Below are 19,908 nucleotides of genomic sequence, written 5' to 3' on the forward strand. Positions count from 1 at the left end.
GGCCCGGTCGCCCGGCCCGGGGTCAGGCGCGCTTCGCGAGCGGGGCACCGCCCTGCGACACGTCGCCCTCGGCCGCCTTCAGCGAATTCAGCATCCGCTGCAATGCACGGGCAGTCTCGAGCGGCCGCTCCATCGGGAACAGGTGGCTGCCTTCCAGCCATTCGACGCGGCCACGCGCCGCGCGGCGCGTCGCATCGAGCCCGACCTGGCGCACCTCGCGCGAACGCGTGCCGGCGAGAAAACCGAGCGGCACCGGCGCGCCGTGCGCGAGCCTCGGGCCGAGCGTGTGCGGCAGCGTCCGGTAGATCAGGTATTCGACCTGCCGGTCGAACGCGAGCGCCCGCTCGCCGTCGGCCCCGGCCTGCGGAATTCCGTAGTCGATGTAGTCGGCCAGCATCCGTTCGTCCCAGCGGGCGAACGCCGGTTTCTCACGAAAGTGCCGCCAGACTTCGTCGCGGCTCACCCAGCGCGTGCGCCGGTTGCGCGTCGCGGCCGCCGGCGACAGCCGCTCGTCGAGCCCCGCCCACTGGCTCGCACGCAATGCGCCGGCGCGCCAGCCTGCGATGATAGGCGAATCGATCATCACGACGCCGCGCACCCATTGAGGCTTCTTCAGCGCAGCCATCAGCGACAGGTAGCCGCCGAGCGAATGGCCGACGAGCCAGACGGGACGCTCGTAGCGGCTGCCGATGTCGTCGAGCAGTTGCTCGACGAGATGCGGCCAGTCGCGCGTCACCGGGTAGCGGCGGTCGTGACCGATCCGTTCGATGTAGCGCAGCTCGTAGTCGTCGGCCAGTTCGGCGAAGATCGTGCGGTACGTCGACGCCGGAAAGCCGTTCGCATGCGAGAAATGGAGGATGTCCTTCAAACGCCGATGTCTCCCTTGTCGACCGGAATTGACGCGGCCCTTGCCGCGCTCACCGATCCATCCAGTATCGCCGCCGAACGTCGCGATGACGCTCGAAGGCAAACCCGCCGTCGGCCGGCGCGACGTCGAACCGCACGGCGCCGTCGCGATCGGTGCGCGGCAGCGGAATCCCGCGCGCCTCGTAACGTGCGAGAACCGCCCGGTGCGGATGTCCGAAACGATTGCGATAGCCTACAGGAAATACCGCGACGCGCGGCCCGACCGAATCGAGGAAAGGCTCGACCGACGACGTGCGGCTGCCGTGGTGCGGAACGACCAGGATCTGCGCGGCCAGCGTGTCGCGCGCAGTGCCCACGAGTTGGCGTTCGACCGGCGCTTCGATGTCGCCCGTCAGCAGCGCGGACGTCCCGCCCGCGTCGATGCGCAGCACGCACGACTGCCCGTTCGACGAACCCGCGCCCGGACCGCCCGATGGCCAGAGCATCGTGAACACCACGCCGTCCCAGGTCCAGCGCTGCCCGGCCGCGCACGGCAGCCGGTCGGCAACGCCGGCGGCCGTCGCATCGCGCCACAGCCCGCTCGTCGGCGGAATGCCCGCCAGCAGCTGGCGCACGTCGGCAGCCGCATAGACGGCCGGTGCGCCGCCCGCGTGATCGGCGTGCGCGTGACTGAGCACGAGCGAATCGACCACCGCGATGCCTCGCGAGCGCAATGCCGGCGCGACGATCCGCGCACCGGCATGCGTCGACTCCGCGCCCGGTCCCGCGTCGAACAGCAAGGTCCGTCGGGCGGTCTCCACCAGCACCGACGCGCCCTGCCCGACGTCGAGCACGGTCAGCCGGAAGCCGCCCGGCGGCGGCGCATCGGCTGCCGGCGCGACGAGCGGCAGCCACGTGAGCGGCGCAGCCCAGCGCAACGGCCAGCCGCGCGGCATCAGCGCCCATGCGACGCCCACGCAGGCCAGCGCCAGCACCGGCCAGTCGGGCATGCGCAACCAGAACACGCCGGCCGGCCAGTCGGCGAGGTATCCCAGCAACGTCATCATCGGTTCGAGCGCCGCGTGTGCAAGCCGGAACGCATAGGCGTCGAACGGCGCCGGCAGCGCGATGCCGGCCAGCACGACCGGCGTCACGACCGAGCTGACCCAGGGAATCGCGAACGCATTGCCGAACGGGCCCGACAGCGATATCTGCGCAAACCAGGCGGCCGTCAGCGGCGCGAGGCCGATCGTCACCGCGTACTGCACGCGCGTGGCCTGGGCGATGCGGCGCCCGGCGCGTGCACCCCACGCGCGCGCACGGTTCGACAAGCCAGCGGTGCCGCCGCCCTCCTCGCCACCATCCCCTTCCGCATCGGCCTCGCGCACGGCACGCCAGCCGGAAACCGCCAGCAGGATCACGGCGACCGCCCCGAACGACAACCAGAACCCGGCCGACAGCACGGCCCACGGATCGGCAAGCAGTACACCGCCGAGCGACGCGCACAGCACTGCGGAAGCCGGAACGCTGCGCCCGGCCAGATACGCAATGCCGCCGGCCGCGATCATCCACCATGCGCGCTGCGCCGGCACGTTGAAGCCGGCGAGCGCCGCATAACCGGCCGCGGCCGTCAGCGCGGCGAGCGCGACCGCGTACGGCGCCGGCAATACGAGCGTCGCGGCCCGGGCGCGCCAGCGCAGGCGGCGCCAGACCATCGACACGAGCCCGCCCGCGATCGCGCCGACGAGCCCGACATGCAGGCCGGAGATCGCGACGAGGTGGCTCGTGCCCGTGTTGCGCAGCACGCGCCAGTCGTCGTCGCCGATGCCCGACTGGTCGCCGATCGCGAGCGCAGCGACGATGCCGCGATGGCCGGCGTCGCCGCCAAGCGTCTCGCCGATACGCGCGCGCAGCACGTCGCGCAGCCGATCGATCGATGCACGCCATCCCGACGCGCGCGCATCGAGCAATACCGCCCGCCGGGGCGCGCTGACATAACCGACGGCGCGAATGCCCGCGGCAAGCCAGGCCGCCTCGCTGTCGCGCACGCCGGGATTGGATTCCGCATGCGGGCGCTTCAGGCGCACGACGAAACGCCAGCGCTGCGCGGCGCGCAGATCGGGCAGCGCGTCGCGCGTCGCGGCCGCGTCATACGCGCGCCACGACAGACGGATCAACGGCGGGAAACGGGCCAGCCCCGCATCGTTCGACTCGACCGCGAACAGCAGCCGCGCACCTGTGTCGTCGACCACGGGCAGCCCCCGGATCACACCGGTGACGACGATGTCGCGCCCTTCCCACTCGACGGGCAGGCTGTCGCCCAGCCGCCATTCGGCCCGCGCGGCCGCGTAGCCGAATCCGGCGACGCAGGCAGCGAGCGCGCAAAGCATCCATCCGAACGCGACGGTCATGCGCATACGCCGGCGGCGCATGCCCCACGCGCCCAGGACCACGCAGCCCGCGAGCACGGCCGCACCGATCGTCCATGCGAACGCACCCGGCAGCGTCGCCTGCCGCTGCAGTACGACCACGCCGAGCGCGAACGCGATCCACCACACGCGCATCGCCCCTCCTCGTCGATCCAGCGCCGCCATTGCGAATACGGCGCCTTCCGGCAACGATTATGCGGACGAAAGGGCGAGTCGCGGCAGCGCGGCGAGCGCGTTAGCCGAAGTGCATAGGGAGAGCGCGCCGGTGTCGATCCCGCGCAGTTCGGCGAGCACGTCGCCGATGCGCGGCACCTGGTCGGGCGTGTTGCGGGATTTGTATGCCCATTCGGGCGCGATGTCGGGCGCGTCCGTCTCGACGACGATCGCATCGAGCGGCAACTGCGCAGCGAGCCGGCGGATCTGCAGCGCCCGCGTGAACGTCACGTTGCCGCCGAAGCCGAGATGCAGCCCATGCGCGAGATACGCTTCGGCCTGCTGAAAACTGCCGTTGAACGCATGCGCGATGCCGCGCCGCACGCCGAAGCGGCGCAGCCCGGCCAGTACGCGGTCCTGCGACTTGCGCACGTGACACAGCACGGGCAGGTCGAATTCGCGCGCCAGCTTCAGCTGCCCCTGGTAGAAGAACTGCTGCCGCGCGTCGTCGAGCCCCGGCACGAAATAGTCGAGTCCGATCTCGCCGATCGCGACGAAGCGCGGATCGTCGAGGCTCGCCTCGATTTCCATGCGCAACAGGTCGAGATCCTCGTCGCGTGCGTGCGGCGTGTACATCGGATGGATGCCGAGCGCATAGACCGCGCCCGGCGTGCGTTGCGCAAGCTCGCGCACCGTCGTGAAGTTGTCGCGCCCGACGCTCGGGATCACGATGCGCGACACGCCGGCCGCGTGCGCCGCCTGTACGACCGCATCGCGGTCGGCGTCGAACTCGGCGGCATCGAGATGGCAGTGCGTATCGATCCACATGGCGATGTTCCAGCACGCTGGCGCCGCGCCGGGACGAACCCGGCACCGGCCAGCGGCGTTCACTTACACCGGCAACGCCGGCTCCTCGTGCAGCACGCCGTCGCGCAGCCGCATGATGCGGTCGCAGCGCGCGGCGAGATCGGGATCGTGCGTGACGATCACGAAGCTCGTTTCGAGCGTTTCCGACAATTCGAGCATCAGGTTGAACACCGTATCGGCCGTCGTGCCGTCGAGGTTGCCGGTCGGCTCGTCGGCGAGCACGCACGCGGGCTTCGTGACCAGCGCGCGCGCGATCGCGACGCGCTGCCGCTCACCACCCGACAGCTCGCCCGGCCGATGCTTCGCCCGCGGCCCGAGACCGACGCGCTCGAGCATCGCCTGGGCCTCGGCACGCGCGGCCTCGGTCGTCATCCGGCGGATGCGTAGCGGCATCGCGACGTTGTCGAGCGCGGTGAACTCGGGCAGCAGGTGATGGAATTGATAGACGAAACCGAGCGCACGGTTGCGCAATTCGTTGCGCTCGCGCTCGGCGAGTTGCGTGAACGGCTTGCCGAGCAGCGACACCTCGCCCGCGCTCGGCTCGTCGAGCCCGCCCAGCACGTGCAGCAGCGTGCTCTTGCCGGAGCCCGACGCGCCGACGACCGCAAGCTTCTCGCCGCGCCGCACCGTCAGCTCGGTATTGTCGAGCACCTGCACGTTGAAGCCGCCCTGCACGAACGCCTTCGTGATCCCGCGCGCCTGAAGCACGTATTCCTGCATACCTGCCGAATCCTGTCTGTTGTGTTGTCGTGAATCCGCGAATGCGGTCGCGCGATCATTCATAGCGAAGGGCCTCCGCCGGCTTCACCTTCGCGCCGCGCCAGCTCGGGTAGAGCGTCGCGACAGCCGACAGCGCGAACGCGATCAGCCCGATCCGGATCACGTCGCTCGCGACGAGTTCCGACGGCAGCTCGCTGATGAAGTACACGGACGGCGGCAGGAACTGCACACCGAACAGGTGCTCGATCATCGGGATCAGCCACGGGATGCTCCATGCGATCAGGCAGCCGAGCGCGACGCCCGACGCCGTGCCGACGAAGCCGATCGTCACGCCCTGCACGACGAAGATCTTCATGATCGACCCCGGCTGCGCGCCGAGCGTGCGCAGGATCGCGATGTCGGCCTGCTTGTTGGTCACCGTCATCACGAGCGACGACACGAGGTTGAACGCGGCCACCGCGATGATCAGCGTGAGGATGATGAACATCATCCGCTTCTCGATCTGCACGGCCGAGAACCACGTCTTGTTCTGCTGGGTCCAGTCGCGGATGTACAGGCTGCCCGACAGCGTATGCGACAGCTCGACCGCCACATCCGGCGCCTTCTGCATGTCCTTCAGCCGCAGCCGCACACCGGTCGGCGCGGCCATCCGGAACAGCGCCTCGGCATCGCGGATGTTGATCATCGCGAGCGTGCTGTCGTATTCGTAGTGCCCGGATTCGAACACGCCGACGACCGTGAACTGCTTCAGCCTCGGCATCATGCCGGCCGGCGTGATCGAACCCTCCGGCGCGACGAGCGTCACCTTGTCGCCGACGGTCACGCCGAGGTTGCCGGCAAGCGCATCGCCGAGCACGATGCCGAACTGGCCCGGCACGAGCGCGGCGAGCTGGCCGGCCTTCATGTCCTTGCCGATGTCCGACACCTGCGGCTCGAGCGTCGGCTCGACCCCGCGCAGCATCACGCCGCTCACCGCGTCCTGGCGAGTGAGCAGCGCCTGCGCGTCGACGTATGGCGCCGCGCCGATCACCGACGGATTGCGGCGCGCTTCCTGCGCGGTCAGCTGCCAGTCGGGCATCGAGCCCGTCGGCGAGAACACCTCGACGTGCGCGAGCACCGACAGCATGCGGTCGCGCACTTCCTTCTGGAAGCCGTTCATCACCGACAGCACGACGATCAGCGCCGCGACACCGAGCGCGATCCCGAGCATCGACACGAGCGCGATGAAGGAAATGAAGCCGTTACCGGTCGTGCGTTTGCCGGCGCGCGTGTAGCGCCAGCCGATCTGCCATTCGTACGGAAGTTTCAAGCGAATCCTTTCTGCTGGTTACGGCGGGGAGGCGCCCCGCGGCCGAACCGCCGCCCGGTGGCGGCCACCGGCCCGGGCACGGTCGAAAAACGGCCGCCGGACGCGATCGGGCCGTCAGCCGGCCCGATCACGCGCGCAGTTTGCCATACAATGCGCACCATCATGCACGACCGACGCCTCCATTTTCTCGTTCCGTTCGCGCTGCCGTCGGCGGCCGATGCGGCCTCGTCCCTGCACACGCTGGACAGCCCCGCGCTCGAAAAGTTGCTCGCCCGCGCGAGCCTCGTCGAGCGCGTGGCCGGCGAGGACTTCCAGCGCACGCTGCCGCACGAGCGCTGGCTGGCCCGCCAGTTCGGCGCGACCCAGGGCAACGCCGCCGACGAGGCGCCGCTCGCGCCCTACATGCTGCTGGCGGACGGCGGCGATCCGGGCACCCGGGCCTGGGCCTGCGTCGAGCCCGTCCACGTCGAAATCGCGCACGATCACCTGGTGCTCGTCGATCCGGCGGCCCTTGCGCTCGACGACGGCGACGCGGCCGCGCTGCTCGCGGTCGCCCGGCCGCTGATCGAGGAGCTCGGCGTACGGCTCGAAGCGCCGAACCCGTCACGCTGGTACCTGTCGAGCGAGCAGCTCGCCCGGCTCGCCGGCGCCGCGCCGCTGCGCGCGAGCGGCCGCAACATCGAGATCTGGCTGCCGCACGAGGCGCATACGGGCGAACGCTCGCGGATGTGGATGAAGCTGCAGAACGAAGTGCAGATGGCCTGGTTCCAGCACCCGGTCAACGAAGCGCGCGAAGCGCGCGGGCTGCCGGCCGTCAACTCGATCTGGTTCCATGCGCAGGGCACGCTGAAACCGGTCGGCCAGCCGTTCGCGCGCGTGCTGTCCGCATCGCCCGCGGCGCTCGGCCTTGCGCGTGCCGCGCGGATCGACGCCTCGGGCGTGCCCGCCGCATTCGGCGCACTTCCCGCTGCCGACGGCGCGACGCTCGTCGAACTGCCGGCGCTGACCACCCCGTTCATCGAGCAGGACTGGGCGCGCTGGCACGACGGACTCGCCGCGCTCGAGCGCGACTGGTTCGCGCCGGCCCTCGCCGCGCTGCGGAACGGCGAGCTGGCGGGCGTCGATTTCACGCTGTGCGGCGACACGAGTTCCGTGACGCTGCGTGCGACGCGCTCAGACCTGCGCAAGTTCTGGCGCCGCCGCGCGCTGGCCTCCCTGTTCGAATAACAACAAGCACACCCCGTATGACCCGGATCGTTACCCGCCCCGTCGCGCCCGCCGACGCCGAAGCGCTCGCGCGCCACGGCCTGCATCCCGTGCTCGCGCGCCTGTACGCGTCGCGCGGCGTGCAGTCCCCCGCCGACATCGAGACCGCGCTCGCGCGGCTCGTCCCGCCCACCGAGCTGAAAGGCTGCGCCGACGCGGCGTCGCTGCTCGCCGACGCGATCGCCGACAAGCGGCGCCTGCTCGTCGTCGCCGACTACGACTGCGACGGCGCGACCGCTTGCGCGGTCGCGGTGCGCGGCCTGCGGATGTTCGGCGCGCAGATCGACTACCTGGTGCCGAACCGCTTCGAATACGGCTACGGCCTCACGCCCGAGATCGTCGAACTCGCCGCCGCGCGCAAGCCCGACCTGCTGATCACCGTCGACAACGGGATCGCGAGCGTCGCGGGCGTCGAGGCCGCGAACGCACGCGGCATCGACGTGCTCGTGACCGATCACCACCTGCCCGGCGACGCACTGCCCGCCGCACGCGCGATCGTCAACCCGAACCAGCCGGGCTGCGCGTTCCCGAGCAAGCACCTCGCCGGCGTCGGCGTGATGTTCTACGTGCTGCTCGCGCTGCGCGCCGAGCTGCGCCGCCGCGGCGCCTTTGCGAGCAAGGAAGCCGAGCCGCGCCTCGACGGCCTGCTCGACCTCGTCGCGCTCGGCACCGTCGCCGACGTCGTGCGGCTCGACGGCAACAACCGCGTGCTCGTCGCGCAGGGGCTGCAGCGCATCCGCAACGGCCGCATGCAACCGGGCGTCGCCGCGCTGTTCCGCGCCGCCGCGCGCGAAGCGCGCACGGCATCGGGCTTCGACCTCGGTTTCGGCCTCGGCCCGCGCCTGAACGCCGCCGGGCGGCTCTCCGACATGTCGCTCGGCATCGAGTGCCTGATCACCGACGACATCGGCCGCGCATGGGACCTGGCGCAGCAGCTCGACGTGATGAACCGCGAGCGCCGCGAGATCGAGGCCGGCATGCAGCAGCAGGCGCTCGCCGATCTCGCCGATGTCGACCCGGCCGACGCGTGCACGATCACCCTCTTCAACCCCGAGTGGCACCAGGGCGTGATCGGCATCGTCGCCGGCCGGCTCAAGGAAAAATTCCACCGCCCGTCGTTCACGTTCGCGCACGCGGACGACGAAGGCAAGCGGGTCAAGGGTTCGGGCCGGTCGATCGCCGGCTTCCACCTGCGCGACGCACTCGACCTCGTGTCGAAACGCGAACCGGACCTGATCGTCGCGTTCGGCGGCCACGCGATGGCGGCCGGCCTCACGCTCGACACCGAGAACGTGCCGCGCTTCGCCGCCGCGTTCGAGGCGGTCGCGCGCGAATGGCTGTCCGACGACGCGCTCGCCCGCGTGATCGAGACCGACGGCGAACTCGAGGACGCCTACTTCACGCCGCAGTTCGTCGGGCTGCTCGACGAGGCCGTCTGGGGACAAGGTTTTCCGGCCCCGCTTTTCTCGGGCGAATTCGACGTCGTGTCCCAGTCGCTCGTGAAGGAAAAGCACCTGAAACTGCAGCTTGCACGCGGCCGCCAGCGCTTCAACGCGATCTGGTTCAACCACACGGAGCCCCTGCCGGAAAGCGCGCTGGTCGCGTACCGGCTCGTCGCCGACACGTGGAACGGCGTCACGCGCGTCCAGCTGATCGTCGAACACGCGGCCGGCTGAGCGCGGGCCGCCCGGCCCGCGACGCCCGCCGATGCATGCGCGCCGCGCCGGACAGGGCCGCGGTGCACGTGCGAGCACCGTTTGCGTCACCGGGCAACCCTGCCGATCGGCTATAATTCCGCATTTTTACGAAGCAAGAATAGCGAGCGATCATGGAAGCGGAACGTCTCAACGCGATCGAAAGCTCCCTGCTCGACCTGCGCAATCGCGCGGGCGAGCTCCGGGGGTATCTTTGACTACGACGCCAAAGCTGCGCGTCTGACCGAAGTCAACAAGGAACTCGAAGACCCGAACGTCTGGAACGATTCGAAGAACGCCCAGGCGCTCGGTCGCGAGAAGAAGCTGCTCGAGGGCGTCGTCACGACGCTCACCGCGCTTGATGGCGACCTGCGCGACGCGCTCGACCTGTTCGAGCTGGCCCGCGAGGAAGGCGACGAAGACACCCTCGTCGCGTCGGAAGAAGACGCCGCGAAGCTCGAGGCACGCGTCGGCGACATCGAGTTCCGCCGGATGTTCTCGAACCCGGCCGACCCGAACAACTGCTTCATCGACATCCAGGCCGGCGCCGGCGGTACCGAGGCGTGCGACTGGGCATCGATGCTGCTGCGCCAGTACCTGCGCTACTGCGAACGCAAGGGCTTCAAGGCCGAAGTGCTCGAAGAGTCCGACGGCGACGTCGCCGGCATCAAGAACGCGACGGTCAAGGTCTCGGGCGAATACGCATACGGTTTCCTGCGCACCGAAACGGGCATCCACCGCCTCGTGCGCAAGTCGCCGTTCGACTCGTCGGGCGGCCGCCACACGTCGTTCTCGTCGGTGTTCGTCTATCCGGAAATCGACGACTCGATCGAAGTCGAGATCAACCCGGCCGACCTGCGCATCGACACGTACCGCGCATCGGGCGCGGGCGGCCAGCACATCAACAAGACCGACTCCGCGGTGCGGATCACGCACATGCCGACCGGTATCGTCGTGCAGTGCCAGAACGACCGCTCGCAGCACCGCAACCGCGCCGAAGCGATGGCAATGCTGAAGTCGCGCCTGTACGAAGTCGAGATGCGCAAGCGCCAGGCCGAACAGGACAAGCTCGAATCGAGCAAGACCGATGTGGGCTGGGGCCATCAGATCCGCTCGTACGTGCTCGACCAGAGCCGCGTGAAGGACCTGCGCACGAACGTCGAAATGAGCAACACGAGAGCCGTCCTCGACGGCGACCTCGACGACTTCATCAGCGCGAGCCTCAAACAGGGCGTGTAAGCGCCGCGGCGCGGCCTGGCCAGGCCGCGCCCCCTTGCCCTTCCCGTTTGCGTTGCCGCACCCACTCCGAATTCCGACCATCATGACCGAACCGACCCAAACGCAGCCCGCCGTCACCGCGGACGAAAACCAGATCATCGCGGAGCGCCGCGAGAAGCTGCGCGCCCTGCGCGAGCAAGGCGTCGCCTACCCGAACGATTTCCGGCCCGAGCACCACGCAGCCGACCTGCAGGCGAAATTCGCCGACTCGGACAAGGCCGCGCTCGAAGCGAACCCGGTCGAGGTGTCGGTGGCCGGCCGCATGATGCTCAAGCGCGTGATGGGCAAGGCAAGCTTCGCGACGGTGCAGGACGGGTCGGGCCAGATCCAGTTCTTCGTGACGCCGAACGACGTCGGCGCGGAAACCTACGACGCATTCAAGAAGTGGGACCTGGGCGACATCGTCGCCGCGCGTGGCGTGCTGTTCCGCACCAACAAGGGCGAACTGTCGGTCCAGTGCAAGGAACTGCGCCTGCTGTCGAAGGCATTGCGCCCGCTGCCGGACAAGTTCCACGGCCTGTCCGACCAGGAAATGCGCTACCGCCAGCGCTACGTCGACCTGATCGTCACGCCGGAAACGCGCGACACGTTCCGCGCCCGCACGAAGACGATCGCATCGATCCGCAAGTTCATGGACAACGCCGAGTTCATGGAAGTCGAAACGCCGATGCTGCACCCGATCCCGGGCGGCGCAGCGGCGAAGCCGTTCGTCACGCATCACAATGCGCTCGACATGCAGATGTTCCTGCGCATTGCGCCGGAGCTGTACCTGAAGCGCCTGATCGTCGGCGGCTTCGAACGCGTGTTCGAGATCAACCGTAACTTCCGGAACGAAGGCGTGTCGCCGCGTCACAATCCGGAATTCACGATGATGGAGTTCTACGCCGCGTACACCGACTACCGCTGGCTGATGGACTTCACCGAGCAACTGATCCGCCAGGCGGCGATCGATGCGCTCGGCACCGCGACGATCCAGTACCAGGGCCGCGAACTCGACCTCGCGAAGCCGTTCCATCGCCTGACGATCACGCAGGCGATCCAGAAGTACGCACCGGACTACACCGACGGCCAGCTGTCGGACGACGCGTTCCTGCGCACCGAACTGAAGCGCTTCGGCGTCGACGTGTCGCAGCCGGCGTTCCTGAACGCGGGTACCGGCGCACTGCAGCTCGCGCTGTTCGAGGAAACGGCCGAAGCGCAGCTGTGGGAGCCGACCTTCATCATCGATTACCCGGTCGAAGTGTCGCCGCTCGCACGCGCATCGGATACGGTGCCGGGCATCACCGAGCGTTTCGAGCTGTTCATGACCGGCCGCGAAATCGCGAACGGCTTCTCGGAGCTGAACGATCCGGAAGACCAGGCCGCACGCTTCAAGAAGCAGGTCGAGCAGAAGGATGCGGGTGACGAGGAAGCGATGTTCTTCGACGCCGACTACATCCGCGCGCTCGAATACGGGATGCCTCCGACCGGCGGCTGCGGGATCGGCATCGACCGTCTCGTGATGCTGCTGACCGACAGCCCGACGATCCGCGACGTGCTGCTGTTCCCGCATCTGCGCCGCGAAGACTGATCGCCGCGCCCGCGTGTGCGCCGCGCCCTGCGGCGCGCACGCGTCAGCTTTGTAACGACGCGTAAATCCCTTCAGCCGGCGTTCGCCGGCTCTCGATCCTCCCCCGTTTTATTCCCCCGTCGCGACGGCCTTCTCCGGGTTTTCCCTGTCATGGTCGCCAGCGCCCCGCTGCAATTCGTTACACCTTGATACGGCGCGCCGCTTGCCGGTGGACGACACTCCGTTTGCGTCACCACGCATGACCACGGGCCCAGAACGAGGCGCAGGAACGCCAAGTCTGCTCGAGCCCGAAGCGTGGGATCAGGCCCGGCGCCGCAGTGCCGATCCGGATCGACATCGGAGAAAAAAATGGACAACCAGAATCAGACCACGCCGCAAAAGCAACGCCTTCACCCGCTTATCGCCACCGCCGCCGGCGCCGTCATCGTCGCCAGCCTCGCGGCGACGGCTGCGATCACAGGCATCTTCCCGAAGGCCAGCAGCAGCAACGCACAGAACGGCCAGACCCAGGCCGCGCTGATCGCATCGCAGCCGGCCGTCGATACGGCCGCGGCCGCCAGCGCCGCGCTGGCCGCGCAAGCCCAGCAGCAGGCAGCCGAACAGGCCGCCGCGCAGCAGAAGGCGGCCGAACAGAAGGCTGCCATCGCGCAGGCCGAGCCGAAGCCCGCGCCGCGCCCGGCTGCACCGCATCGCCGTCATACGACGGCACCGCAGCCGCCGCAATACGCGCAGCAGCCGTCGGCGCCGGCCCAGACCTACTGCCAGAGCTGCGGCACGGTCGTCGCGATCACGCAGACGCGCACGCCGGGCCAGAGCTCGGGGATCGGCGCCGTGGGCGGCGCTGCAGCCGGCGGCCTGCTCGGCAACCAGTTCGGCCACGGTAACGGCCGCACCGCGATGACGATCATCGGTGCGCTGGGCGGCGGTCTCGCCGGCAACCAGGTCGAAAAGCAGGTGCGCGCGGAAACCGACTATCAGGTGCAAGTGCAGATGGAGAGCGGCGCGACGCGCACGTTTACGTACCACAACCCGCCGCCTTTCGGCCAGGGCCAGCGCGTGCGGATCGAGAACGGCACGCTGGTCGGCGCGTAATCGCCTGATCGCCTGATCGCATCGGTGCCCCCTGCCCGCGTGTCGTGCGCGGGCAAGCGGCCTGAAAACGAAAACGGCTCGTGAGCGATTGCTCACGAGCCGTTTTTTCATGACCGGCCGTCTGCGCCGTTGCGGCGCACGCGGTGTTCAGTCTTCGTCGTCGAAATCCGATTCGTCGATCCAGTGGGCCTGGATCGCTTCGAGGATCTTCTCGCCCGAGTGCTTGGGATCGTCGTCGAAACCGTCGAGTTCGAGCACCCACTGGCGCAGGTCGACGAAGTTGATCCGCTGCGGGTCGATGTCGGGGTGCTTGTCCGCCAGCGCAATGGCTATTTCACGCGAATCGGTCCATTTCATCGCCTGCCTCCGGTTCCTGTCAGTGATTTTCCTTCGCGTGGTTGATCGAGTACTTCGGAATCTCGACCACCAGGTCCGAATCTTCCTTCACGATCGCCTGGCACGACAGGCGCGACGTCGGCTCGAGGCCCCACGCCTTGTCCAGCAGATCGTCCTCGTCCTCCTCGGACGGTGTCAGATCGTTGAAGCCTTCGCGGATCACCACGTGGCACGTCGTGCACGCGCACGACTTCTCGCATGCATGCTCGATCTCGATCCCGTGTTCGAGCAGGTTGTCGCAGATACTCTTGCCGGGCGTCGCGTCGATCACCGCGCCGTCCGGGCACAGTTCGACGTGAGGCAGCACCACCAGTTGAGGCATGTCCGTTCCGTCAGTCAGGGTGCGGCGCCAGGCGCCGCACGGTTCAATATCGCGCGGGCCGTTACCGGCCGATGCGCAGTTCGTGAGTTCAGATCTCGTCGAGCCGGCGGCCCGACAACGCGCGCTTGATGCTCTTGTCCATCCGGCGCGCCGCGAATTCGTCGGTGCCGTCGGCCAGCGCCTTGGTCGCGGTTTCGATCGCGTCCGTGTCGTCGCCCTGCGCGATCGTGCGCAGCGCCGCGGCCAACGCATCGACCTGCGTGCGCTCGTCCGTGTCGAGCAGCTCGCCGTCGGCCGCCAGCGCAGCCTGCGTCGCCTCGAGCATCCGCTCGGCCTCGACCTGCGCTTCGCGCAGCGCGCGGGCGCGCATGTCGATTTCGGCAGTCTTGAAACTGTCCTCGAGCATCTTCGCGATGTCGTCGTCGGCAAGACCGTACGACGGCTTCACGACGACCGACGCCTCGACGCCCGAATGCTGCTCACGTGCGAACACCGACAGCAGCCCGTCCGCATCGACCTGGTAGGTCACGCGAATGCGCGCCGCACCGGCCGTCATCGGCGGAATGCCGCGCAGCTCGAAGCGCGCGAGCGAGCGGCAGTCGGCGACGAGCTCGCGCTCGCCCTGCACGACGTGGATCGCCATCGCGGTCTGGCCGTCCTTGAAGGTCGTGAATTCCTGCGCGCGCGCGATCGGAATCGTCGAGTTGCGCGGGATGATCTTCTCGACGAGGCCACCCATCGTCTCGACACCGAGCGACAGCGGAATCACGTCGAGCAGCAGCCAGTCGTCGCCGGTGCCGCGATTGCCTGCGAGCAGGTCGGCCTGGATCGCCGCGCCGAGCGCGACGACCTGGTCCGGATCGAGGTTCACGAGCGGCGGCTGGCCGAAATACTTCGCGACCGCGTCGCGAATCACCGGCATGCGCGTCGCGCCGCCGACGAGCACGACGCCCTTGATGTCGGCCGGCGTGACCTGCGCGTCGCGCAGCGCCTTGCGGGTCGGCGTGAGCGTACGCTGCACGAGCGGCTCGACGAGCGACGCGAACGTATCGTGCGAGATCGTCTGCACGAGATGCGCACCGCCCGACAGCGTCACGTCGAGCGACGCCTGCGGCGCGGACGACAGCGCTTCCTTCAGCACGCGCACACGGTCGAGCAGCAGGCGCACGTCCTCGGGCGCGAGCGTCTTCGCATCGATGCCGGCCTGCGCGAGCACGTGACCGAACAGCGCGTGATCGAAATCGTCGCCGCCGAGCGCGGAATCGCCGCCCGCGGCCAGCACTTCGAACACGCCTTTCGTCAGCTTCAGGATCGACAGGTCGAACGTGCCGCCGCCGAGGTCGTACACCGCGTAGAGGCCTTCGGCCCCGTTGTCGAGGCCATAGGCAATCGCCGCGGCGGTCGGTTCGTTCAGCAGGCGCAGCACGTTGAGGCCCGCGAGGCGCGCGGCGTCCTTGGTCGCCTGGCGTTGCGCTTCGTCGAAATACGCGGGCACCGTGATCACCGCGCCGACGAGGTCGTCGCCAAGCGAATCTTCCGCGCGATAGCGCAGCGTCGCGAGAATCTCGGCCGACACTTCGACCGGGCTCTTCACGCCGTCGACGGTGCGGATCTGCACCATGCCCGGCGCGTCGACGAATTCGTACGGCGCGTTCGCCGCGCCTTCGACCTCGGCCTTGCCGCGGCCCATGAAGCGCTTGACCGACACGATCGTGTTACGCGGATCGGTCGCGGCCTGCTCCTTCGCTTCGTGGCCGATACGCCGGCCGCCCTTCTCGAGATAGCGGACCACCGACGGCAGCAGCACACGGCCCGCTTCGTCCGGCAGCACCTCCGGCACGCTGTTACGCACGGCCGCGACGAGCGAGTTCGTCGTGCCGAGATCGATCCCGACGGCGAGTCGCCGCTGATGCGGCGCCGGCGCCATGCCCGGTTCGGAAATTTGCAGTAAAGCCATCTTGGTTCGTTCGGGCGCTCGGCCCGTTTGCTGCGCGTGCCGCGAGGCACGCGGTTAAGTTTCGAGGCGCTCGATCTGCGCGCCCACTTCCGACGCGACCCGTTCGATGAACATCAGCTGGCGCACGGCCTCGGCGGCCGCCTGATCCGCGCCGCTGTCGAGCAGCGTGCCGAGACGTTCCACACGCACGCGCCGCTCTTCGCGCAACTCGGCGAGCAGCGCGTCGAGCGCGTCGACATTGCGGGCGGCCGCGGCATCCTCGATGCCCTCGCGCCACTCCATCTGCTGCATCAGGAACGCGGGCTCCATCGCGGTGTTGTTTTCCGCACCGATGTCGACACCACGCAGGGACAGCAGATACGACGCGCGCTTCAGCGGATCGCGCAGCGTGCGGTACGCCTCGTTCGCACGGGTTGCCCATTGCATCGCGATGCGTTTCTGCGCATCGCCGGCCGCCGCGAAGCGGTCCGGATGCACCTGCGTCTGCACCGTCCGATAGGCGGCGTCGAGCGCCGTCTCGTCGAGCGCGAATTGCGCCGGCAGGTGAAACAGGTCGAAGTGGCTGTCTTTCAGCGAGACCATCGTCGCGTTCAATTCCGGTTCGTCGCACGGCAAACGCCGCACATTAAAAAGGCGGCCCGTGCCGCCTCTTGCCCGCATCGCGCGGAGATCCGCGTCACACGCGGAACGATTCGCCGCAACCACACTCGTCCTTCACGTTCGGGTTGTTGAACTTGAACCCTTCGTTCAGGCCTTCGCGGGCGAAGTCGAGTTCGGTGCCGTCGATGTACGCAAGACTCTTCGGATCGACGATCACCTTCACGCCATGGCTCTCGAACACCTGATCCTCGGGAGCCAGCTCGTCGACATACTCGAGCTTGTACGCGAGCCCCGAGCACCCGGTCGTGCGAACGCCAAGCCGCAGGCCCATACCCTTGCCGCGACGGACGAGGTATTTCTGGACGTGCTGTGCTGCTTTTTCGGTCAGTGTAATTGCCATGATGTCCTTGCCGCGGCGCGCCACCGGGGCCCGCCGCGTTTCCTTCTCTAGCCGCTCGATGCCGCTCAGGCTGCTGCCTGATCGCCTTCCTTGGTGTCGTGGCGCTTCTTGTAGTCGGCCACGGCTGCCTTGATCGCGTCTTCCGCGAGGATCGAGCAGTGAATCTTCACCGGCGGCAGCGCGAGTTCTTCGGCGATCTGCGTGTTCTTGATCGACAGTGCTTCGTCGAGCGTCTTGCCCTTCACCCACTCGGTGACGAGCGAGCTCGACGCGATCGCCGAACCGCAACCGTACGTCTTGAACTTCGCGTCTTCGATCACGCCGTCCGCGCCGACGCGGATCTGCAGCTTCATCACGTCGCCGCAGGCCGGCGCGCCGACCATGCCCGTGCCGACCGTGTCGTCGTCCTTCGCGAACGAACCGACGTTGCGCGGGTTTTCGTAGTGATCCAGAACCTTGTTGCTGTAAGACATGACTCAGACTCCTTGACTCGTTACGTCTGCGTGCGCGAATCCGCCCGCGGGTATGTTCAATCCGGCGCTCAGTGTGCGGCCCATTCGATCGTCGACAGATCGATGCCTTCCTGGTGCATTTCCCAGAGCGGCGACAGTTCGCGCAGCTTCGCGATCTTGCTGTTCAGCAGGTTGATCACGAAGTCGACTTCCTGCTCCGTCGTGAAGCGGCCGACCGTGAAGCGGATCGAGCTGTGCGCCAGCTCGTCGTTGCGGCCGAGCGCACGCAGCACGTACGACGGCTCCAGCGACGCCGACGTGCACGCGGAGCCCGACGACACCGCGACGTCCTTGATCGCCATGATCAGCGACTCGCCTTCGACGAAGTTGAAACTGATGTTGAGGTTGTGCGGGACACGGCGTTCCATGTCGCCGTTCACGTACGTTTCCTCGATCTGCGACAGGCCGCGCAGCAGCTTGTCTCGCAGCATGCGGACGCGCTCGTTTTCCGTCGCCATTTCTTCACGTGCGATGCGGAACGCTTCGCCCATGCCGACGATCTGGTGCGTCGGCAGCGTGCCCGAACGCATCCCGCGCTCGTGGCCGCCGCCGTGCATCTGCGCTTCGATGCGCACACGCGGCTTGCGGCGCACGTACAGCGCGCCGATGCCCTTCGGGCCGTACGTCTTGTGTGCCGAGAACGACATCAGGTCGACCTTCAGCTTCGCGAGATCGATCCCGACCTTGCCGGTCGACTGTGCGGCGTCGACGTGGAACACGATGCCCTTCTCGCGGCAGATTTCGCCGATCGTCTCGATGTCCTGGATTACGCCGATCTCGTTGTTCACGTGCATCACCGACACGAGAATCGTGTCCGGACGCAGCGCGGCCTTGAACACGTCGAGGTCGATCAGGCCGTCATCCTTCACGTCGAGATAGGTGACTTCGAAGCCGTCGCGCTCGAGCTCGCGGCACGTGTCGAGCACGGCCTTGTGTTCGGTCTTCACCGTGACGATGTGCTTGCCCTTGCCCTTGTAGAAGTTCGCGGCACCCTTGATCGCGAGGTTGTCCGACTCCGTTGCGCCGGACGTCCAGATGATCTCGCGCGGATCCGCGTTCACGAGCGCGGCCACCTGTTCGCGTGCTTCCTCGACCGCACGCTCGGCATCCCAGCCGTACGCGTGGCTGCGCGATGCCGGGTTGCCGAACTGCTCGCGCAGGTACGGCACCATCTTGTCGACCACACGCGGGTCGACCGGTGTCGTCGCGCTGTAATCCATGTAGATGGGCAGGTGGAGAGTCTCTTGGGTCATCTGTCGCTCCGGGAATTCTGTGCAGGGACTATGTGCGTTATGGGATATGGCGGGCGCCTTCGCGCTCACGAGCTCGCGATGTTGAACACCGAATTGGGACCGAGCGGCATCGTGCGCACCGGCTCGGCCGGTGCGGCGACGGGCTCCGGCGTGCGGCGATCGCGCAACACCGCAGGGGCACCCTCGCGTGCGCGCTGCTGATCGACGAGATCCTGCAGCGACACGGAGTCGAGGTATTCGACCATCTTCTGGTTCAGCGTCGACCACAGCTCGTGCGTCATGCAATGGCCGTCGGGCTGCTTCGAGCCGTCGCACGTGCCTTTGCCGCCGCACTGCGTGGCGTCGAGCGGTTCATCGACCGCGATGATGATGTCGGCAACGGTGACGTCCTGCGCGCGACGCGCGAGGTTGTAGCCGCCGCCCGGGCCGCGCACGGATTCGACGATTTCATGCCTGCGCAGCTTGCCGAACAGCTGTTCGAGATACGAGAGCGAAATCCGCTGGCGCTGGCTGATGCCTGCAAGCGTCACCGGGCCCTGCTCCTGGCGCAGTGCCAAGTCAATCATCGCCGTGACGGCGAAACGGCCTTTGGTGGTGAGTCTCATGGTGTCTAGGGGACTGCAATCTTGACGATTTTGGTCAAGTATAAATATTTGACGTTTTTAGTCAAGTATCCATGTCTTTGAAAGGGTATTCGCAGACCGCTGAATATCGCGCGATCAGCGATCCGTGCGGGCGCGGAGCGTCTCGAGCAGGCCCGCGCACGCGCGCTCGACCTGGTCGAGCACCTGCTCGAAACCCTGCGCGCCGCCGAAATACGGATCGGCCACTTCGGTTTCAGTCGAATCCGGCGCGAATTCCATCAGCAGGCGCACCTTGTCGACATGCTGCGGCGGACAGCGGCGGCGCAGCTCCGCGAGATTCGCCTCGTCCATCGCCAGCAGCAGGTCGAAGCGCTCGAAATCCGCCGCGCTCACCTGTCGTGCGCGCAGCGCCGACAGGTCGTAGCCGCGGCCGCGAGCGGCCGCCTGCGCACGCGTATCGGGCGGTTCGCCGACATGCCAGTCGCCGGTGCCGGCCGAATCGATGGCGATCCGGTCCGCCAGCGCGGCCGCATCGACCTGATGACGCATCACGCCTTCCGCGGTGGGCGAACGGCAGATGTTGCCGAGACAGACGAAACAGATCGAAACGCGGGTCATCGCACTATCGGAAAGCCGCGGCGAACCGCGCGGGAGAAGAAC

Annotated in this window: 19 protein-coding genes; 5 read left to right on the forward strand and 14 right to left on the reverse strand. The window is 67.9% G+C overall.

All coding sequences use genetic code 11. The annotated features are described in order from the left end of the window. Nucleotides 1–22: 22 nt before the first annotated feature. The 5 genes from PQB87_RS11950 to PQB87_RS11970 form a co-directional block, all read right to left on the reverse strand. Nucleotides 23–868, reverse strand: coding sequence for an alpha/beta fold hydrolase (locus tag PQB87_RS11950; protein WP_031399457.1), 846 nt, complete (start codon nucleotides 866–868; stop codon nucleotides 23–25). 49 nt (nucleotides 869–917) lie between these two features. Beyond that, nucleotides 918–3,410: a DNA internalization-related competence protein ComEC/Rec2 gene (locus tag PQB87_RS11955; RefSeq protein WP_233344721.1), complete on the reverse strand. Its 2,493-nt coding sequence runs from the start codon at nucleotides 3,408–3,410 to the stop codon at nucleotides 918–920. A 57-nt stretch (nucleotides 3,411–3,467) separates the two neighbouring features. Continuing rightward, nucleotides 3,468–4,256 (reverse strand): TatD family hydrolase, encoded by a 789-nt coding sequence (locus PQB87_RS11960; protein WP_060063364.1) that lies wholly within the window; start codon nucleotides 4,254–4,256, stop codon nucleotides 3,468–3,470. 63 nt (nucleotides 4,257–4,319) lie between these two features. Further along, complete coding sequence (gene lolD, locus PQB87_RS11965; protein WP_021157683.1) at nucleotides 4,320–5,078, reverse strand: lipoprotein-releasing ABC transporter ATP-binding protein LolD; 759 nt, start codon at nucleotides 5,076–5,078, stop codon at nucleotides 4,320–4,322. Beyond that, a complete protein-coding gene (locus PQB87_RS11970) occupies nucleotides 5,071–6,324 on the reverse strand; it encodes a lipoprotein-releasing ABC transporter permease subunit (protein ID WP_021157682.1) in 1,254 nt (417 codons plus the stop codon). The genes lolD and PQB87_RS11970 overlap by 8 nt, the downstream gene beginning before the upstream one ends. A gap of 162 nt (nucleotides 6,325–6,486) precedes the next feature. On the opposite strand from PQB87_RS11970, the gene PQB87_RS11975 reads away from it, so the two are divergent. The 5 genes from PQB87_RS11975 (at nucleotide 6,487) to PQB87_RS11995 (ending at nucleotide 13,224) form a co-directional block, all read left to right on the forward strand. Then, nucleotides 6,487–7,551, forward strand: a complete 1,065-nt coding sequence (locus PQB87_RS11975) for a regulator (protein ID WP_155630061.1) — start codon at nucleotides 6,487–6,489, stop codon at nucleotides 7,549–7,551. 17 nt (nucleotides 7,552–7,568) lie between these two features. Further along, entirely contained in the window at nucleotides 7,569–9,266 is a 1,698-nt protein-coding gene (recJ, locus tag PQB87_RS11980; protein WP_027786972.1) for a single-stranded-DNA-specific exonuclease RecJ, read from the forward strand. 152 nt (nucleotides 9,267–9,418) lie between these two features. Continuing rightward, nucleotides 9,419–10,523, forward strand: a protein-coding gene (prfB, locus tag PQB87_RS11985) for a peptide chain release factor 2 (protein ID WP_111941483.1) whose coding sequence is annotated in 2 segments (ribosomal slippage) — nucleotides 9,419–9,499 and nucleotides 9,501–10,523 — 1,104 coding nt in all. Because the reading frame shifts where the segments join, the coding sequence is not laid out codon by codon here. Between the two features lie 82 nt (nucleotides 10,524–10,605). Continuing rightward, nucleotides 10,606–12,132: a lysine--tRNA ligase gene (gene lysS / locus PQB87_RS11990; protein ID WP_021157678.1), complete on the forward strand. Its 1,527-nt coding sequence runs from the start codon at nucleotides 10,606–10,608 to the stop codon at nucleotides 12,130–12,132. A gap of 348 nt (nucleotides 12,133–12,480) precedes the next feature. Further along, entirely contained in the window at nucleotides 12,481–13,224 is a 744-nt protein-coding gene (locus tag PQB87_RS11995; RefSeq protein WP_021157677.1) for a glycine zipper 2TM domain-containing protein, read from the forward strand. Between the two features lie 147 nt (nucleotides 13,225–13,371). On the opposite strand, the gene iscX is transcribed toward PQB87_RS11995, so the two are convergent. The 9 genes from iscX to PQB87_RS12040 all read right to left on the reverse strand — a co-directional run bounded on the left by iscX (nucleotide 13,372) and on the right by PQB87_RS12040 (nucleotide 19,866). Beyond that, entirely contained in the window at nucleotides 13,372–13,581 is a 210-nt protein-coding gene (iscX, locus tag PQB87_RS12000) for a Fe-S cluster assembly protein IscX (RefSeq protein ID WP_021157676.1), read from the reverse strand. A 19-nt stretch (nucleotides 13,582–13,600) separates the two neighbouring features. Beyond that, on the reverse strand, nucleotides 13,601–13,942 hold the full coding sequence (gene fdx, locus PQB87_RS12005) for an ISC system 2Fe-2S type ferredoxin (protein ID WP_011352558.1): 342 nt from the start codon (nucleotides 13,940–13,942) through the stop codon (nucleotides 13,601–13,603). Between the two features lie 88 nt (nucleotides 13,943–14,030). Next, the gene (gene hscA, locus PQB87_RS12010) at nucleotides 14,031–15,899 is read right to left on the reverse strand and encodes a Fe-S protein assembly chaperone HscA (RefSeq protein WP_027786970.1); all 1,869 of its coding nucleotides are present in this window, start codon (nucleotides 15,897–15,899) and stop codon (nucleotides 14,031–14,033) included. Nucleotides 15,900–15,953: 54 nt separating this feature from the next. Next, complete coding sequence (hscB, locus tag PQB87_RS12015; RefSeq protein WP_042973645.1) at nucleotides 15,954–16,481, reverse strand: Fe-S protein assembly co-chaperone HscB; 528 nt, start codon at nucleotides 16,479–16,481, stop codon at nucleotides 15,954–15,956. Nucleotides 16,482–16,575: 94 nt separating this feature from the next. Next, nucleotides 16,576–16,899, reverse strand: coding sequence for an iron-sulfur cluster assembly protein IscA (gene iscA / locus PQB87_RS12020; RefSeq protein WP_012492710.1), 324 nt, complete (start codon nucleotides 16,897–16,899; stop codon nucleotides 16,576–16,578). A 65-nt stretch (nucleotides 16,900–16,964) separates the two neighbouring features. Further along, a complete protein-coding gene (iscU, locus tag PQB87_RS12025) occupies nucleotides 16,965–17,372 on the reverse strand; it encodes a Fe-S cluster assembly scaffold IscU (RefSeq protein ID WP_006481982.1) in 408 nt (135 codons plus the stop codon). Nucleotides 17,373–17,440: 68 nt separating this feature from the next. Continuing rightward, a complete protein-coding gene (locus PQB87_RS12030) occupies nucleotides 17,441–18,664 on the reverse strand; it encodes an IscS subfamily cysteine desulfurase (protein WP_021157672.1) in 1,224 nt (407 codons plus the stop codon). 65 nt (nucleotides 18,665–18,729) lie between these two features. Beyond that, the gene (iscR, locus tag PQB87_RS12035) at nucleotides 18,730–19,269 is read right to left on the reverse strand and encodes a Fe-S cluster assembly transcriptional regulator IscR (protein ID WP_009691731.1); all 540 of its coding nucleotides are present in this window, start codon (nucleotides 19,267–19,269) and stop codon (nucleotides 18,730–18,732) included. 114 nt (nucleotides 19,270–19,383) lie between these two features. Then, entirely contained in the window at nucleotides 19,384–19,866 is a 483-nt protein-coding gene (locus tag PQB87_RS12040) for a low molecular weight protein-tyrosine-phosphatase (protein ID WP_489241912.1), read from the reverse strand. Nucleotides 19,867–19,908 lie beyond the last annotated feature (42 nt).

It is taken from the genome of Burkholderia sp. KL41, assembly GCF_057005415.2.

Coding starts and splice junctions, on each gene's coding strand:
- PQB87_RS11955 (WP_233344721.1), bottom strand. CDS start 3,410: ATGCGCGTGTGGTGGATCGCGTTCGCGCTCGGCGTGGTCGTACTGCAG.
- PQB87_RS11960 (WP_060063364.1), bottom strand. CDS start 4,256: ATGTGGATCGATACGCACTGCCATCTCGATGCCGCCGAGTTCGACGCC.
- lolD (WP_021157683.1), bottom strand. CDS start 5,078: ATGAATGATCGCGCGACCGCATTCGCGGATTCACGACAACACAACAGA.
- PQB87_RS11975 (WP_155630061.1), top strand. CDS start 6,487: ATGCACGACCGACGCCTCCATTTTCTCGTTCCGTTCGCGCTGCCGTCG.
- recJ (WP_027786972.1), top strand. CDS start 7,569: ATGACCCGGATCGTTACCCGCCCCGTCGCGCCCGCCGACGCCGAAGCG.
- lysS (WP_021157678.1), top strand. CDS start 10,606: ATGACCGAACCGACCCAAACGCAGCCCGCCGTCACCGCGGACGAAAAC.
- PQB87_RS11995 (WP_021157677.1), top strand. CDS start 12,481: ATGGACAACCAGAATCAGACCACGCCGCAAAAGCAACGCCTTCACCCG.
- iscX (WP_021157676.1), bottom strand. CDS start 13,581: ATGAAATGGACCGATTCGCGTGAAATAGCCATTGCGCTGGCGGACAAG.
- fdx (WP_011352558.1), bottom strand. CDS start 13,942: ATGCCTCAACTGGTGGTGCTGCCTCACGTCGAACTGTGCCCGGACGGC.
- hscA (WP_027786970.1), bottom strand. CDS start 15,899: ATGGCTTTACTGCAAATTTCCGAACCGGGCATGGCGCCGGCGCCGCAT.
- hscB (WP_042973645.1), bottom strand. CDS start 16,481: ATGGTCTCGCTGAAAGACAGCCACTTCGACCTGTTTCACCTGCCGGCG.
- iscA (WP_012492710.1), bottom strand. CDS start 16,899: ATGGCAATTACACTGACCGAAAAAGCAGCACAGCACGTCCAGAAATAC.
- iscU (WP_006481982.1), bottom strand. CDS start 17,372: ATGTCTTACAGCAACAAGGTTCTGGATCACTACGAAAACCCGCGCAAC.
- PQB87_RS12030 (WP_021157672.1), bottom strand. CDS start 18,664: ATGACCCAAGAGACTCTCCACCTGCCCATCTACATGGATTACAGCGCG.
- iscR (WP_009691731.1), bottom strand. CDS start 19,269: ATGAGACTCACCACCAAAGGCCGTTTCGCCGTCACGGCGATGATTGAC.
- PQB87_RS12040 (WP_489241912.1), bottom strand. CDS start 19,866: ATGACCCGCGTTTCGATCTGTTTCGTCTGTCTCGGCAACATCTGCCGT.